This window comes from Hymenobacter sp. BT559 (genome assembly GCF_016427535.1).
In the GTDB taxonomy this organism is placed as follows: domain Bacteria; phylum Bacteroidota; class Bacteroidia; order Cytophagales; family Hymenobacteraceae; genus Hymenobacter.
The window spans coordinates 266,652-282,382 of record NZ_JAELXV010000004.1; the positions used below are offsets into that span (position 1 = coordinate 266,652).

Consider the following 15,731-nt stretch of genomic DNA (forward strand, 5'->3'; position numbering starts at 1 on the left):
TCAATGCTCGCCGGATAGCCGACGAACACGAAGAATAAACAAGGCAAAGCGCATTTAAGGCAAATAGCGCCGCAGCCGCATGTAGGGAATCGGGCCTTTGTAGAAAATATCGCCCTCGGGCTCCAGCCCAAACCGCCCGTAGAAAGCCAGGGTATTGTGCCGGGCATCGCACCAAAGCGAGTGTGCCCCCCGGGCCGTAGCCTCCGCAATGGCGTGCTGCAGCAGCGCCGAGCCGATGCCCCGCCCCTGCCACGCCGCGGCGGTGGCAAATTTGCGGAAGCGGGCCACGTCGTCGGCGTCGATAAACAGCGAAAGAACGGACACTAGCTCATCGCCTTCGAAGGCACCAAAATGCTGACCTAGGTGGTCGTCGGGCAGCTTGATGTAATCGAGCGGCTTGGTGGGCCACAGCACGGCGTGGCGCAGGGCATAGGTTTGGGCGGCAGTAATAGCTTGAATAGTCATGTTTTCATGGAGGAGGACGTAAATTGGATAGGACTACGCAAGAAGGCCGCAAAAGGCTTTTGCTTAGTGATAGTGGCGGCCTTTCCAGTCTACCCCGCGGCGGCCAAACAGCCGACTCAGGGCAAGGTGGGTGGTGAGCGCCAGCGAGAAAAACTCGTAGCCCACCACCACAGCCGCGGCCGGCATGGGCAGGCCTGCCCGGCGCGTAGCCACCCGCAACATAAGGGCTTGGGCGCAGATTTTCAATAGCATGACCCCTAGGGCCCAGTCGGGACGCCCCAGCAGCAGCAGGCCGGCCACCGCCACCCAGTAGCCGCTAAACAGCACCAGCGCCACTTGCACCCGGCGTGGCAGGGCCGCCACCCCGCGCACCCAGCGCAGGCGCTGCCGCAGCAGGGCCGCCCACGAGCCCGCTGGCAGCGACGAGGCCCGCACGGCCGGCTCGAACAGCTGCCGGAAGCCGTAGCCCTGCGCATTCACGGCCTCAAATAAGGCAAAATCCTCAATAATGGTGGCGGGCATGGCCTCGTAGCCGCCGGTGGCCTGGTAGGCGGCGCGGGTTACGAGCATGTTGTTGCCCATGGCCGTCATGGGCTGGCCGCTGTCGGTGGCAACCTGGATGGCCCCCAGCGACAGTAGCCAGTCAACACCTTGCAGCTTAGCTAGTAGGCTTGGCCCCTGCACCACCGTGAGGCCCGTGACGGTGCCCACCCGTGGGGCGGCGTGCGCCAGCAGGCCATGCACCCAGGTGGTAGGCAGGGCAATGTCGGCATCGGTCAGCAGCCAGAAGTCGGTGGTGGTGAGGTGAGCCAGGTGGGCCAGCACGTTGGCCTTGCCCCGCGCCTGGCCTAGGGTACCCGTAATGGTGACTACCCGAAAGCTACCGGCAAAGCCCTGCATGGCGGCTTCGGCCACGGCGCGGGTGCTATCGGTGCTGGCATCGTCGCCCACCAATACTTCGAGCAGATGGGCGGGGTACTGGAGGGCACGCACGCTGGCCAGGCAGCGCGGCAGGGCCGCTTCCTCGTTGCGAGCAGCAATAAAGATGCTGACGCGGGGCAGCGGCGCGGGCAGTGGCTCAGGCGCTGGGGCGCCCGCCCGCGTGGCCAGCCGCCGCATGATGTACCCTAGCCAGCCCAGCCACAACACACAATAAACGACGCAGCTAACGTATAATACATTCATCATCAACAAGCTATCACCTAAAGTGTGGCAAACTCATACCCTAGGTCGCCGTAGTGCGCCAGCAGCCGGGGCAGCAGAAAGCGCAGCGAGCGGCTGGCCTTGCGCGAGTCATGCAGCACCACGATGTCACCGGGGCGGGTGGCGGCCAGGGTCAGGCGCAGTGCCCGCTCGGGCGCCAGGTCGCGGTCGTAGTCGCGGGTAAGCAGCGACCACATAATGACGCGGTACTCGGCTCGCAGCTGCCGCAGCACTGGCCACGTGAGGCGGCCGTAGGGCGGGCGGAAAAGGGGGATTTGGTACTTGGTGCTTAGTACCTGGTGCTTAGTATCTAGAGCCGACTGCTGGTTTCCAGGCAATTGCTTCTGCTCGTCAGTTTCTAAGCACCAAGCACTGGGCACCAAGCACTCCAAGAAACGCTGGCACGCGGCCACATCGGCCAGGTAGGCGGGGCGGGGCGTGCGCCAGGCGCTCAGGTGGTGCTGGGTGTGGTTGCCAAGGCGGTGGCCGGCGGCCAGGGCAGCGCGCGCAATGTCAGGATAGCGCCCTAGGTTGTCGCCCACGCAAAAGAACGTGGCCTGCGCCTGGTGGGCTGCCAACTGCTCTAGCACCCAAGGGGTTTCTTCCGGGATGGGGCCGTCGTCGAAGGTGAGGTAAAGCCGCGGGCGGCCCGTGGGGCCGGTGGGCGCGCCGCGCCACTCGCTACCCGGAAACAGGGGGCGCAGCCAAGCGGGCGGACGGGTGAGCGGATTAGGGGGCAGCAAAACGAAACCGAAGCCGGCAGAGACCGGTACTAAGCTACCTAGGGCCCGCTTCGAACTACAAACTTACCCCATTCGCTTTGTAGCGTACTGCCCAACCTAGCTCTTCACTCATCACTCCCCTGCTATGCCTCGCAAGTCCTTTTCCGAACTCATCAATAGCCCCGGCATGCCCGTGCTCGTCGATTTTTATGCCGACTGGTGCGGCCCGTGCAAAACGATGGCGCCCATCTTGCAGCAGGTGGCAGCCCAGCACGAGGGCAAGTTGCGCATCATCAAAATCGACGTAGATAAGAACCCGGCTGTAGCTCAGCAGTTTCGGGTGCAGAGCATTCCCACGCTCATCCTTTTTCATAAAGGCCAGCCGGTGTGGCGGCAGGCGGGCGTGGTACCCGCGGCGCAACTCAACCAAAGCGTAGGCGCTTACTTGTAAATGAGATTTAGGTGAACTATTCGACCAGGTGTAAACTAAACACTTGCGGGGGGCGTTGGCTACGCGCCACGCCCCCCGCGGTGATTACTTTGCAGCATGAGTCGGATTGCCTTACGCAATAGTGTATTAATTAGCTTATTAGTTGTATTATTACCCGGCCTAAGCTTAGGGCAGGTGCGCTACCTCCTGAGCGGCATTGTGCGGGCGGCTGATGGCACGGCCCTACCCGGTGCCACGGTAGCGGTACCGGCCATAGGGCTAGGCACCGCCACGGAGGCCGATGGCACCTACCAACTGAACCTGCCCGCCGGGCCGCAGCAAGTGGTGGTCTCGTTTGTGGGCTATACTTCCCAGACAGCCGACGTCAAACTAACTCATAATCAGCGCTACAACTTCACGCTAGCCGCCAGCCAGAGCGAGCTCGGCGAGGTGATGGTGCGGGGCCAGCAGTCGCTAAAAGAGAAGCTGACGACCACCCAGATGGGCGTCGAGCACCTCAGCATTCGGGAGGCGAAGCTGCTGCCGGCGCTGTTTGGCGAGGTCGATATTCTGAAAACCTTGCAGCTCAAGCCCGGCGTGCAGAGCGGCGGCGAGGGCAGCAGCGGCTTGTTTGTGCGTGGTGGCTCCTCCGACCAAAACCTGGTTGCACTCGACAACGTGCTGGTGTACAACCCCAATCACTTGTTCGGGTTGTTTTCGGTGTTCAACTCCGACGCCGTGCAGAGCGTGGACCTGTACAAGGCGGGCTTTCCGGCGCAATTTGGCGGGCGGCTGTCGTCGGTGGTCGATGTAAAGCTGCGCGAGGGCGACCGCCAGAAGTTTACCACGTCGGGCGGCATCGGGCTTATTTCGTCGCGCCTCAGCTTCGAAGGGCCTATTAACAAGGGCAAGGGCTCGTTTTTGGTGAGCGGGCGGCGCACGTATTTCGACATCTTTACCCGCGCCCTCAACCGGGCCAATGCCGGCAAGGAAGACTACAGCCCCATCCCGGACTACTATTTCTACGATTTCAACGCCAAGGCTAACTATACCCTAGGTGAGAAGGACCAGTTGTTCTTTACGGGCTACCTCGGGCGCGATATTTTCGGCTTCACCTCGCCCAATGGGTTCAAATCCAATTTTACTTGGGGCAATACCCTAGGGGTGCTGCGCTGGCAGCACGTGTTTTCGCCCAAGCTGACGCTGAACACATCGGCCGCCGTAACGACCTATAAGTACGACCTCAACAACAGCATCGACCAGTTTAGCTTCAACCTGGGCTCGACTATCCTAGATTTTACCCAGCGCGCCGACCTCGACTACGTGCCTAACGAGCGGCACACTATCAAGGTAGGGGCCATGCTCACCGAGCATCAGTTTGGGGTGGGCCGCTTGCAGCGCAGCTCGCAGGACAACAGCGTAAATTTCGGGGCCGACGTCAATTACGTCGGGCAGGAAGCTGGCCTCTACGCCTCCGACAACTTCAAGGCCAGCGAAAAGCTGCAGCTCGAAGGCGGGCTGCGGCTCTCGGGCTTTCGCAGCGGCTCCGATGCCTACGGCGGCATCGAGCCCCGCGCCTCGGCCCGCTACTCGCTCTCCGATAAGGTGGCGCTGAAAGGCAGCTACGCGCTCATGTACCAGTACGTGCACCTGGTATCGAACTCGGGCGCCTCGCTGCCCACCGACATCTGGTACCCGTCGCGGCTGTCCGTCAGGCCCGAGCGCTCGCAGCAGGTGAGCACTGGCGTGAGCTATTTGCTGGGCGATGGCAAGTACTTGCTCACCAATGAGGTGTATTACAAATGGGCGCGCAACGTGATTGATTTCAAGGACGGCGCCCAGATTTTTGCCAATAACGACCTCGACTCACAGTTCCTGTTCGGGCGCGGCTGGGCCTACGGCAATGAGCTGTACCTAGAAAAGAAGACCGGCAAAACCACCGGTTGGGTGGGCTACACCCTGGCCTGGACCAAGCGTAATTTTCCGCCCCAGCTCGGCACCACGGGCATCAACAACGGCAAGGATTTTTATCCCAACTACGACCGCCGCCACAACCTCAACGTGGTGGTGCTGCATCAGCTCAACACGCGCATTGACCTCACGGCCAGCTTTGTGTATACAAGCGGTGCGCCCACTACCCTACCCCTAGGGCGCTTTGCCTTGCAGGACATCTACCAGGGCGGCATTCAGGCGGTGCCCATTTACCCCGACCGCAACACGTACCGCCTCATCCCCTACCACCGCCTCGACCTAGGGATGGTGTACAAGCTGCGCCCTTCGCGCATGGGCGGCAACCGCGACCTGACTTTCAGCATCTACAACGCCTACAACCGGCGCAATGCCTACTTCATTTACTTCGACCAAACCCGCGACAAAGCCACTGATAAGGTGACGGGCTACGCAGCGCGGCAGGTATCGCTGTTTCCGCTCATTCCTTCGTTGACGTACAATTTTCGCTTCTAAACCGCAGATTCAAACGGATTTGTCGGATTTAACGGATACGCCCGCCTTCGGCAGGCTGACTATTTCTAGCTTGTATTGCTTTTTATGTTTTTATGGATAGCTTAGGTTTTGTGCGATTGACACGGGCGCTTGGCGCTGCGACTTTGCTAGGGGGACTGGCGGGGTGCGGCAGCTTGCAGAAGGATATTGATGTGCCGCTGCCCGCCTACGCCAACGAGCTGGTGGTGGAATGCTACCTTGAAAACGGCCGGGTGCCGCGGCTCACCGTTACCGAGTCGGTGCCGTACCTCGATAATAGCCAGGCCGCGGCGGCTGGCTCCTATTTGTTGAAGCTATCTAACGGTCAGAGCGTGCAGCTGCCCGCCGACGTAGCCGTGAAGCTGGTTTTGCCTAGCGGACGGACCATGAACATGGCCTTTAAGCCCGGAATGGATGAGACCACTGGTAAGTACTATACCCACATCGGGACGGCGCCCATCACAGCGCGGGCGGGCCAGCAGTTTGCGCTGGATGCGCAAGACCAGCGCGGACGGCACGTCACGGGCACCGCGGTAGTGCCCACATTCATTCCTATAGACTCGGTCAAGTATAAGTTTAACGCTGAGAGCGACACCAGCCGCCGAGCATACTTCATGACGAAGTGGACCGACCCCGCTGCCACCACCGACTACTACCGCCTGATGCTGCACAAGGGCCGGCCATCCAACAATTCCGAAACCGACAACGACATCCGCGACCGGCTTTTCAATGGCCAGCCCTATGCGCAAGTCACCCGCTACCGGTTTCGGCCCAACGATACCGTCACGGCCACGCTTTACCACGTCGATTCATTGTACTTTGACTTTCGCCAGTCGGTGCGCAATGCTCGCAATGCCAACGGCAACCCGTTTTCACAGCCCTCCGGCATCCACAGCACCGTGCAGGGCGGGGTTGGCGTCTTCACGGTGCTTGTGAAAGACCAGAAAAGGCTGATATTAAGATAGTCCGTTGGCGTGCCCTAGGTACTACTCGCTGGCTAGCACGGCCTTCATGAGGGCCGTGAGCCGGGGCTCGGCCACAGCCGCGGCAGCCAGGATGTCGGCAATTACCACTGGCTTGAGCTGGCCGGGATAGCAGAGGTCCGTAATGACCGACACGGCCAGCACGGGCAGCCCTAGGTGCCGCGCCGCGATGACCTCGGGCACCGTACTCATGCCCACAGCATCAGCCCCAATGGTGCGCAGGTAACGGTACTCGGCCGGCGTTTCGAGCATGGGGCCGGGCACGGAGGCGTACACGCCGCGCTGAGTCGTTTCATTCTGGCCTAGGGCCACGGCCGCCGCGCGGGCGCGGGCCAGCAGCGCCGGGTCGTAGGCCGCATACATATCGGGAAAGCGCGGGCCGAGCTGCGCATTGTTGGGGCCGATGAGTGGGTTGCCGGGTAGTAAGTTGATGTGGTCGTCGATGAGCATTAAGTCCGAAATTTGAAACTCGGGGTTGAGCCCACCAGCCGCGTTGCTCACGAATAATTGCTTGATACCAAGCAGCTTCATCACGCGTACCGGGAACACCACTTGCTCCATCGAGTAGCCCTCGTAGTAGTGAAAGCGTCCTTGCAGCACCACCACCTTTTGGCCACTGAGCGTACCTAGGAGCAGGCGCCCGGCGTGACTCTCCACCGTACTCACCGGAAAGTGCGGAATATCGGCGTAGCTGATTTCGTACTGAATCTCAACTTCTTTGGCCAGCGCCCCCAGGCCCGTGCCAAGGATGATGCCGGTGCTGGGCTGAAATTTTTGGGTTTGGCTTTGAATGAAGGCGACGGCTTCTTGGAGGTGTTGCATAGTGTTGATTTTTATAGCGCTAACGTAGGACCCCACCCCCGACCCCTCCCCTCCGGGAGAGGGGAGCCAACCGCAGGCTAACGTCATTCAGTCGTCAGGCTCCCCTCTCCCGGAGGGGAGGGGTCGGGGGTGGGGTCTTTACGTCAAAGACGAAATCACTGCACCGTCAGGCGGTCGTTCTTAGTGTCGGCATCCATGTACAGGCCGTGGTCGAGCGAGACGGCGCGCACGGCTTTGCCAGCTGGCACTGTGATGCTAGCCTGCTGTTGGTTGGCGCGCCAGAGCTCGGGGGTGCGGTGCAGGGTTTCGGTGCTGCCATCGGCGTAGTCCACTTTCAGGTCCACGGGCACGGCGAAGCCACCGATGTTCTTGATGCTGACGGTCGTGCCCTGGGCAGTTTTGTCAGCTTTGGTGAGGGCTAGGTCGATGTAGTTGTTGCTGAAGAACCAGTTTTGGAAAAACCAGGTCAGGTCCTGCCCCGAGGCGTTGCTCATGGTGTTGAAGTAATCCCACGGAATGGGGTGCTTGCTGTGCCAGCGGTCCATGTAGGTGTGCAGGCACTTCTTAAATAGCTCATCGCCAAGCATGTCCTTGAGGGCCAAGTAGCTGAGCGACGCCTTGCCGTAGGAGTTGTTGCCGTAGCCGGCCTTGAGCTCGCTGCTGGGCGTGATGACGGGCAGGTCCTGGGCAGTGCTGGGGTTGTTTATCCAGTTGGTCACCCGAAACTTGCGGTAGAAGTCGTCGGCCACCGCGTTGCCATTCTCAGCCCGCCCGATGAGCAGCTCAAACGTGGTCGCCCAGCCCTCATCCATGAAGGCGTAGCGGCTCTCGTTGATGCCCATGTAAAACGGGAAGTACGTGTGGGCAATCTCATGGTCCTGCACCAGCTGCGCAAATTGCAAATCGTCGGCCGGGCTGTCGTTCACCATCATAGGATATTCCATGTCGGCGAAGCCCTGGAAGGCCGTCATTTTCGGATACGGGTACGGCACGCCCGGCCAGTTGCGCGAAAACCACCCTAGGGCGTTCTGCCCAAACTTTACGGAAGAGTGAAAGTCCTTCGTCGCGTCGGCAAAGGCAGCCTGCACGCTGGCCCGGCGCTTGGTGGCGGGGTCCACAATGACACTGGCCGCATCCCACACGTAGTGGTCGCTGAGGCCTACCGTCATGTCCGGAATATCTGTGGCCTTCCATATCCAGGTATTCATCGGCTGCTGGGCCGTGATGCTCTTTTTGGCGAGGTCGGCGGCGGTAGCCACGTGAATCAGCGCGTCGCTGGTCATCGACTTTTCGAGGCGCTTGGCCGCTGCTGGCTGGAGCACCTGCTTGGGATTTTGAAGCGTGCCGGTGGCCCACACAATGTAGTTGGCGGGCGCTTTCACGCGCAACGTGTAGTCGTTGAAGTCGTTGTAAAACTCCTTGTCGTTCAGGAAGGGGAGCCGGTCCCAGCCGTTGTAGTCGTCGTAGACGGCCACCCTAGGGTAGAAATACGCCAGGAAGTAGGTGGTCTTGTCAATCATGCCCTCGCGTCCGCTCTGCACCGAAAGGGGGAAGTGCCAAGACACAGCGAGCTTCACCGAATCGTGCGGCGCCAGCGCCTTGGACAGGCGCACGCTGGGCGCGGTCCCTAGGTCGGGCGGCAGCGGGCGCAGTTGGCCGGCCACCTGGAAGCTGTCAATCACGACGCCCGAGGTGAGATAGTCGGGCGATACATCGCCCTCTCGCGCCGCCTCGGGCTTGTGGACATTCATAATGATGCGTAGCACCAGCTGCTTCAGCGTGTCGGGGCTGTTGTTAAAATACGTAATCGTTTCGCGCCCCCGAATGTCGCGCGACGGCGGCGCGGCCTGCACCGTGATGTCGTAGCGGCCGCGGTTTTGCCAGTATTTGGGGCCGGGGCGGCCATCGGCGGCGCGGGTGCCTCGGTCAAACGCCCGCTTGATATCGCGGGGCTGGTAAAGCGTGGGGGTAGTTTGGGCGGTGGCGGCATGGGCGAGGCCAGCCAACGCTAGAGCACTTAAAAAAACGGAACGCATGGAGTGGGCTTAAAACTCAAAATCGTCTGTCGTGCCGACGAAGGGCATCTTGGTCGCAGCGCTGCAATGACGCAAGCAAACCAGCCAAGATGCTTCCTTCGTCGGCACGACAGACGATTAGGCAACAGACAAACTATTCAATTACTTAATTTCTAGCTCATAAGGCAGACGAGCTTGCACGCCGCGCATTTGCATGAGCTGCTGGTACTGGCGCACGGCCGGGTACAACGGGCCCAGCTTGGCTTGCAGTAGGCGAGCCTCGGCAGCAGCCTGGTCTTCATCGTCGCCGCCAAAGCGGCTGAAGAACTTCTCTATGGCCGACTTCTGGCGCGGGAGGCGCTGCACTTTGTAATCGTCGGCCTTGAGGTGGGCGCGGCTAGCGGCTATTTTGAGGGCATCATCATACGAGCCCAGCACATCGACCAGGCCGATGGCTTTGCCCTCGCTGCCGCTCCACACGCGGCCCGACGCGATGCGGCGCAGGCGCTCGACGGGCATGTGCCTCCCTAGGGCTGCCTTGCTCGTGAAGTCGGCGTATATCTCGTTCACTTCCAGTTGCAGCTCTTTTTTCTCGTAGTCGGTAAGCGAGCGGGTAATGGTGGGCAGGTCCGAAAACTTGCCCGTATTCACGCGGTCCACGGTAATGCCAAGCTTGTCGGCCAGCAGCGGCTGGATGTTGGGCAGCACGCCAAATACGCCGATGCTCCCCGTAATGGTATTAGGGTGAGCCACAATAGTATCGCAGGCCATGGCAATGAAGTAGCCGCCCGAAGCCGCCACGTCGCTCATGCTGGCGATGATGGGCTTCACTTTCTTGGTCAGCAGCACCTCGCGGTAAATAATATCAGACGCTAGCGACGAGCCGCCCGGCGAGTTGATGCGCAGCACTACGGCCTTCACTTTATCATCAAGCCGCGCCTTGCGGATGGCCTCGGCAAACTTGTCGCTGCCAATGTTATCGTCTGACCCGCGGCCCGTTACGATATCGCCTTCGGCGTAGATAACCGCGATGCGGTTGCCACTGGTGTTGCCCTCCTTTTCGTCGGCCTTATCAGCGTCCTGGTAATCACCTAGGGATACGAGTCCAGGCTTTTTGTCTTTGGCCAAACCCAACTTGCCGCGCAGGTAGTCCTGCACCTCATCGAAGTAGCCGAGCTTGGTCACCAGCTTCAGGCGCAGCGCGTCCTTGGCATTGTGCACCAGCATCGAGTCAGAAATCACTTTCAGGCGCGGCGCAGGAATCTGGCGGCTGGCGGCTACCTGGCCGAGCATGTGGCCATTGAGCGAGTTGAGGTAGGCCACCGTCTGGTAGCGGGCCGAGTCGGAAAAGCTTTCGCGGAAGAACGGCTCCACGGCACTCTTAAACGAGCCTACTCGGAAGATATAGGGCTCAATACCAGCCTTGTCGAACAGCCGCTTGTAGAACATTACCTCCGAGCTCAGGCCATTGAACTCCAGCGTACCTAGCGGGTGCAGATAAATCTGGTCGGCTACCGAGGAGAGGTAGTAGCTTTTCTCGGAGGCGATTTCATGGTAGGCCACGATGAATTTGCCGCTCTTTTTGAAGTCGAGCAGCGCGTCGCGCACTTCCTCCAGGCTAGCCATGCCGCCCTGCACCAGCTCTAGGTTGAGTAGGATGCCCTTGATGTCGTCGTCGGTTTTGGCCCGGCGAATTACCTCCTTCAGGTTCACCAGCCCGATGGTGGCGCGGTCGCCTCCTAGGGGGTTCAAATCGGCGCTCTGAGCGCGCTCCGAAATGGGCTTGTCGAGCTTCAGCTCTAATACCGAATTAGAAGCTACCGACTTTTCGGTGCTGCTGCCCAGCGCCTTACCTAGCCCGATGAGCAATATGAACCCCAACACCGAAAACAGCACCAGCCCCACTATCGTGGCCAGCACAAACTTAAAAAATTGCCTCACAGGACCGCAGATTATAACGGATTAAACGGATTTCGCAGATACGCCCGGCTACGCCGGGCTGACTAACTCGGGCGGCAAGATACGGCCGCTGGTTTCTGCTACCTCTATCGCAACGCGGGCTCTGGCATTACACCAGCAGCACACGTCTCCTGTTAGTCAGCCCGGCGCCGCCGGGCGTATCTGCGAAATCCGTTTAATCCGTTATAATCTGCGATTAATAGCCGTACTTTTCTTGCCACCAGGCACGCAGGCGCTCCCGAATTTTAGCTTCCAGCGGATTGTCGCCGGGGTCGTAAAAGCGGGTGCCGCTCAAGGCGTCGGGCATGAACTCCTGGTAGGCGAAGTTGCCAGCGCCGTTGTGCGAATACTGGTAGGCGTCACCGTAGCCTAGGCTCTTCATGAGCTTGGTGGGCGCATTGCGCAGGGGCACTGGCACGGGGTGCACGCCGTGCTGCCGCACCTGAGCCTGCGCCGCCCGGATGGCCGTGTAGGCTGCATTGCTCTTGGGCGAGGTGGCGAGGTAGATAACCGTTTGGCTCAGAATCAAATCGGACTCGGGCAGGCCGATGACGGTGCAAGCCTGGAAGCAGCTCTGAGCCAGCAGTAGGGCGTTGGGGTTGGCGTTGCCGATGTCTTCGGAGGAGAGGATGAGCAAGCGGCGGGCAATGAACTTCACGTCTTCGCCGCCCTCCAGCATCACGGCCAAGTAGTAGAGCGCGGCGTTGGGGTCCGAGCCACGAATGCTCTTGATGAAGGCCGAAATCACGTCGTAGTGCATCTCGCCGCCCTTGTCGTAGCGCGCAATAGGGCGCTGGGCGGTTTGCTGCACGGCCGCATCGGTGAGTTGCACGCGGCCGTTGGCATCGGGCGGCGTGCTCTGCACCACCAGTTCTAGCAGACCTAGGAGCTTGCGGGCGTCGCCACCGCTGAGGGCCAACAGCGCGTGGTCTTCAATAACATCGACCGAGATTTTGCTCAGTACCTCGTCCTCGGTCAACGCCCGGCGGATGATTTCGCGCAGCGTTTCGGCGCTCAGCGCCTCCAGCGTGTACACTTGACAGCGCGAAAGCAAGGCCGGAATTACTTCAAACGAAGGGTTTTCGGTGGTGGCACCGATGAGCGTGACAGTTCCGTTTTCGACCGCCCCTAGCAGGGCGTCTTGCTGGGCCTTGCTAAAGCGATGAATCTCATCAATAAAGAGCACCGTGCCCGGCTGCTTCTTGGCGCGGTCTATCACGTCGCGCACGTCCTTCACGCCCGCATTGATGGCCGACAGCATAAAGAAAGGCCGTTTCAGTTCCTCGGCCAGCAGCAGCGCCAGGGTGGTTTTGCCCACGCCCGGCGGGCCCCACAAGATGAGCGAGGGCAGGCGCCCGGCGGCCAGGTAGCGGCGTAGCACGCCGTTTTCGCCCAGTAGGTGGGCTTGGCCAGCGTAGTCGGCCAGGCGGTGCGGGCGGCGGCGCTCGGCCAGCGGGGCGGTGGTAGGATTATCAAAAAGCGAGGCCATAGAGCAGTGTTGCGCGAACTTTGTAGTTCGCGTCCGTTTGGTTGCCCGCTAACGGACGCGAACTACAAAGTTCGCGCAACGTGCGCCCCTCCCCTATGGTTTCTAAGTTTCGCCTGCACACGGCGCTGTTTCTGGTGTCGCTCATCTACGCCGGCACGTATAGCCTGGCCAAGGATATTATGCCGCACTACATGCAGCCGCTGGGCATCGTGACGCTGCGTATCAGCGGGGCGGCACTGTTCTTCGCTTTGCTGAAACGCATAGTCGCGCCCAATGACAAAATCACGGGTCGGGCCGACAACATTCGGGCGGTGGCCAGCGGGCTCCTAGGTATCGCGCTCAACCAAGTTACCTTCTTTGCGGGCCTCAACCTCACCACGCCCATTAATGCCTCGCTGCTCCAAACCGTCTCGCCCATCGTGGTGGTGCTGGCCTCGGCGGTGCTGCTGAGCGAGAAAATCACGCCCACCCGGCTACTGGGCATCTTATTGGGTGCGGCGGGCGCAGCGGCCCTCATTCTGAGCCGCCCCAGCACCGGTAAGGTGCCCGCCAACTTGCTGCTTGGCAACACCTATCTGCTGGTAAATGCGGCCGTGTTTGGACTGTACTTGGTACTGGTGGCGCCGCTCATGCGCACCTACCATGCCTTCACGGTGCTGGCGCGCATCTTTTTGGTGGGGGCCATCGTGGTGGTGCCCCTAGGGCTGCCGCAAGCCATCGCGGCCGACTACGCAAGTTTTCCACTCTTCATCTGGGGCGAGCTGGGCTACATGGTTTTCTTTCTCACCATCCTAGCTTATCTCTTGAATAACTGGGCGTTGAAGTTTGCGTCGCCGGCGCTGCTGGGCGTGTACATCTACTTGCAGCCGGTGCTGGCGGTGCTCATTGCGGTGGCCACGGGCAAGGACACGTTTACCCTGGATAAGGCATGGCAGGCGGCGCTCATCTTCCTGGGTGTCTGGCTAGTGGGCCGCAAGCCCAAGGCCGCCGTGGAGGCTACCCCCAGCCCGGCCACAAGCTAAACTGTACGGCTACAGAGTCGGCAGCTAACCTTGCTCGCCGGTGGAGCCCTGGGCCAAGACTGTACGCTAATTCTGAAGTCGCCCTAACCAAGTTAAAAAAGCCTCGTTGAGTACGCAGCGAGGCTTTTTCGTGCCCGCTCGACCTCATTATTCCTTCATCTTAAGATGACCGAAACTACTACTTCGCGTGCCACCGCGGCGGGCACGCTCATTGCCCTAGGTATTGTGTATGGCGATATTGGTACCTCACCGCTTTACACCGTGCGGGGTGTGTTTGAAGGCCGGCCCGTGAGCGAGGCCGTAGTGCTGGGCACCGTATCGGCCGTTATCTGGACGCTCACCTTGCTCACTACCTTCAAGTACGTGCTGGTGGCCATGCGGGCCGACAACAATGGCGAGGGCGGCATCTTGTCGCTTTACGCGCTGCTCCAGCGCCTCAACTATAAGTACTTGTACCTGCCAGCCATTGTGGGGGCCGCCGCCCTGCTGGCCGATGGCGTCATTACGCCGCCCATCTCCGTGTCGTCGGCCATTGAGGGGCTGCGCATCCTGCGGCCCGAGTTGCAGACAGTGCCTATCGTACTGGTTATTCTGCTGGGGCTGTTTACCATTCAGCAGTTTGGCACGGCCATTATCGGCAAGCTCTTCGGGCCAGTGATGCTGGTATTTTTCACGATGCTGGCGGTGCTGGGCGTGCAGTTTTTGGTGAAGGATTTTAGCGTTTTGCGGGCCTTCAACCCTTACTATGCTCTGCACATGCTGGCCAGCGAGCCAGGCGGTTTTTGGCTCCTAGGTTCCATTTTTCTATGCAGCACGGGGGCCGAAGCGCTCTATGCTGACATGGGCCACGTGGGGCGGTCCAATATTTACGTATCATGGGCCTTTGTGAAAGTGTGCTTGGTGCTCAACTACCTAGGGCAGGGCGCGTGGTTGCTCCAGCACCTAGGGCAGCCGCTCGGCGACCGCAATCCGTTTTTCGCCATGATTCCGGCCTGGGGGCTACTGCCGGCTATTGGGCTGTGCACGCTGGCTACCATCATTGCCTCGCAGGCACTCATTTCAGGGTCGTTTACACTTATTATCGAGGCGTTGCGGCTCAATTTTTGGCCTAAGGTGAAGGTGCTTTACCCCACCGACTTGCGCGGGCAAGCCTACGTGCCATCGCTCAATTGGCTGCTGTGCGCGGGCTGCGTGGGCGTGGTGCTGTACTTCCGCGAAAGCTCGAATATGGAGGCGGCCTATGGGCTGGCTATCACCTTCACCATGCTCATGACCACGGTGCTGCTGGCTTTCTACCTGCACCTGCGTAAGGTCAGCCCGGTTTGGATAGGGCTGCTGGTGCTGGTGTATTTCACCATCGAGGGGTCCTTTTTGGCGGCCAATCTGCGCAAGTTTCCCGAGGGCGGCTACGTGAGCGTGGTGATGAGTCTGCTGCTACTAGCCGTGATGGTGAGCTGGATACAGGGCGGCCGCCTGCGCGATAGCTTTATCAAGTACGTGCCGCTGGCCGACTGGCTGCCCTTGCTCAAGGAACTGAGCGCCGACACCTCGGTGGCTAAGTACGCCACCCACTTGGTGTACCTCACCGATTCGGCCGACCCGGCGATGGTCGAGCGAGGCATTACGCACTCCATATTTCAGAAGAGTCCCAAGCGGGCCGATGTGTACTACCTCATCCACGTCATCACCACCGACGAGCCTTATACCAAAGAATACCACGTCGATACGGTATTGCCCGACGACCTGGTGCGCATCGAGTTTAAGCTAGGCTTTCGGGTTGACCATGCCATCAACTACATGTTTCGGCAGGTGGTCACGGACCTGGTAAAGACCAAGGAAATCGACATTACCTCGCGCTACAACTCGCTGCGCGAGCAAGACGTGGTGGGCGATTTTCAGTTTGTCATTCTCAACCGCACCCTGCCCTACGCGCAGTCATTGAGCGCCTGGCAGCGGCTGGTAGCGCGGCTGGCGGGCGGCCTGCGCTGGCTGGGCATCACGCAGCAAGAAAACTTTGGGCTAGATAACTCGTCGGTGACGTTTGAGAATATCCCCTTGCTTGTTCCGGAGAGGCCCGAGCTGGCGCTCACGCGGGTATAAGTCGGCTGTAGAGTAGACTAACGGCCAACCTTGCTTTCAC

Annotated in this window: 12 protein-coding genes; 5 read left to right on the top strand and 7 right to left on the bottom strand. The window is 60.3% G+C overall.

Features of this window, described 5'->3' with window-relative positions; genetic code table 11:
- Positions 1-54: 54 nt before the first annotated feature.
- The 3 genes from JAO77_RS15645 to JAO77_RS15655 all read right to left on the bottom strand — a co-directional run bounded on the left by JAO77_RS15645 (position 55) and on the right by JAO77_RS15655 (position 2,411).
- A complete protein-coding gene (locus JAO77_RS15645; protein ID WP_198991311.1) occupies positions 55-465 on the bottom strand; it encodes a GNAT family N-acetyltransferase in 411 nt (136 codons plus the stop codon).
- A 63-nt stretch (positions 466-528) separates the two neighbouring features.
- On the bottom strand, positions 529-1,653 hold the full coding sequence (locus JAO77_RS15650; RefSeq protein ID WP_198991312.1) for a glycosyltransferase: 1,125 nt from the start codon (positions 1,651-1,653) through the stop codon (positions 529-531).
- Positions 1,654-1,667: 14 nt separating this feature from the next.
- The gene (locus JAO77_RS15655; protein ID WP_235998455.1) at positions 1,668-2,411 is read right to left on the bottom strand and encodes a polysaccharide deacetylase family protein; all 744 of its coding nucleotides are present in this window, start codon (positions 2,409-2,411) and stop codon (positions 1,668-1,670) included.
- Between the two features lie 124 nt (positions 2,412-2,535).
- On the opposite strand from JAO77_RS15655, the gene trxA reads away from it, so the two are divergent.
- From trxA to JAO77_RS15670, 3 genes are all read left to right on the top strand, one after another.
- Positions 2,536-2,841 (top strand): thioredoxin, encoded by a 306-nt coding sequence (gene trxA, locus JAO77_RS15660; RefSeq protein WP_144844347.1) that lies wholly within the window; start codon positions 2,536-2,538, stop codon positions 2,839-2,841.
- Between the two features lie 174 nt (positions 2,842-3,015).
- Positions 3,016-5,283: a TonB-dependent receptor gene (locus JAO77_RS15665; protein WP_370550227.1), complete on the top strand. Its 2,268-nt coding sequence runs from the start codon at positions 3,016-3,018 to the stop codon at positions 5,281-5,283.
- A gap of 92 nt (positions 5,284-5,375) precedes the next feature.
- Positions 5,376-6,266: a DUF4249 domain-containing protein gene (locus tag JAO77_RS15670; RefSeq protein ID WP_198991314.1), complete on the top strand. Its 891-nt coding sequence runs from the start codon at positions 5,376-5,378 to the stop codon at positions 6,264-6,266.
- Between the two features lie 21 nt (positions 6,267-6,287).
- On the opposite strand, the gene JAO77_RS15675 is transcribed toward JAO77_RS15670, so the two are convergent.
- The 4 genes from JAO77_RS15675 to JAO77_RS15690 all read right to left on the bottom strand — a co-directional run bounded on the left by JAO77_RS15675 (position 6,288) and on the right by JAO77_RS15690 (position 12,569).
- Complete coding sequence (locus tag JAO77_RS15675; RefSeq protein WP_198991315.1) at positions 6,288-7,106, bottom strand: purine-nucleoside phosphorylase; 819 nt, start codon at positions 7,104-7,106, stop codon at positions 6,288-6,290.
- Positions 7,107-7,261: 155 nt separating this feature from the next.
- Positions 7,262-9,142, bottom strand: a complete 1,881-nt coding sequence (locus tag JAO77_RS15680) for a M1 family metallopeptidase (RefSeq protein ID WP_198991316.1) — start codon at positions 9,140-9,142, stop codon at positions 7,262-7,264.
- A gap of 141 nt (positions 9,143-9,283) precedes the next feature.
- Positions 9,284-11,062 (bottom strand): signal peptide peptidase SppA, encoded by a 1,779-nt coding sequence (gene sppA / locus JAO77_RS15685; RefSeq protein ID WP_198991317.1) that lies wholly within the window; start codon positions 11,060-11,062, stop codon positions 9,284-9,286.
- Positions 11,063-11,276: 214 nt separating this feature from the next.
- Positions 11,277-12,569, bottom strand: a complete 1,293-nt coding sequence (locus tag JAO77_RS15690; protein ID WP_198991318.1) for a replication-associated recombination protein A — start codon at positions 12,567-12,569, stop codon at positions 11,277-11,279.
- 95 nt (positions 12,570-12,664) lie between these two features.
- Here JAO77_RS15690 and JAO77_RS15695 point away from each other — a divergent pair, with 95 nt between their 5' ends.
- Both JAO77_RS15695 and JAO77_RS15700 read left to right on the top strand, forming a co-directional pair.
- Positions 12,665-13,591 (top strand): DMT family transporter, encoded by a 927-nt coding sequence (locus JAO77_RS15695; protein ID WP_198991319.1) that lies wholly within the window; start codon positions 12,665-12,667, stop codon positions 13,589-13,591.
- 165 nt (positions 13,592-13,756) lie between these two features.
- Positions 13,757-15,691 carry a KUP/HAK/KT family potassium transporter gene (locus tag JAO77_RS15700; protein WP_198991320.1) on the top strand — a complete coding sequence of 645 codons (1,935 nt, stop codon included), beginning with the start codon at positions 13,757-13,759 and terminating at the stop codon, positions 15,689-15,691.
- Positions 15,692-15,731: the final 40 nt, after the last annotated feature.

Excerpts from the sequence above, each read along its gene's own strand:
- JAO77_RS15645 (WP_198991311.1), bottom strand. The coding sequence starts at position 465 with ATGACTATTCAAGCTATTACTGCCGCCCAAACCTATGCCCTGCGCCAC.
- JAO77_RS15650 (WP_198991312.1), bottom strand. The coding sequence starts at position 1,653 with ATGATGAATGTATTATACGTTAGCTGCGTCGTTTATTGTGTGTTGTGG.
- trxA (WP_144844347.1), top strand. The coding sequence starts at position 2,536 with ATGCCTCGCAAGTCCTTTTCCGAACTCATCAATAGCCCCGGCATGCCC.
- JAO77_RS15670 (WP_198991314.1), top strand. The coding sequence starts at position 5,376 with ATGGATAGCTTAGGTTTTGTGCGATTGACACGGGCGCTTGGCGCTGCG.
- JAO77_RS15675 (WP_198991315.1), bottom strand. The coding sequence starts at position 7,106 with ATGCAACACCTCCAAGAAGCCGTCGCCTTCATTCAAAGCCAAACCCAA.
- JAO77_RS15680 (WP_198991316.1), bottom strand. The coding sequence starts at position 9,142 with ATGCGTTCCGTTTTTTTAAGTGCTCTAGCGTTGGCTGGCCTCGCCCAT.
- JAO77_RS15690 (WP_198991318.1), bottom strand. The coding sequence starts at position 12,569 with ATGGCCTCGCTTTTTGATAATCCTACCACCGCCCCGCTGGCCGAGCGC.
- JAO77_RS15695 (WP_198991319.1), top strand. The coding sequence starts at position 12,665 with ATGGTTTCTAAGTTTCGCCTGCACACGGCGCTGTTTCTGGTGTCGCTC.
- JAO77_RS15700 (WP_198991320.1), top strand. The coding sequence starts at position 13,757 with ATGACCGAAACTACTACTTCGCGTGCCACCGCGGCGGGCACGCTCATT.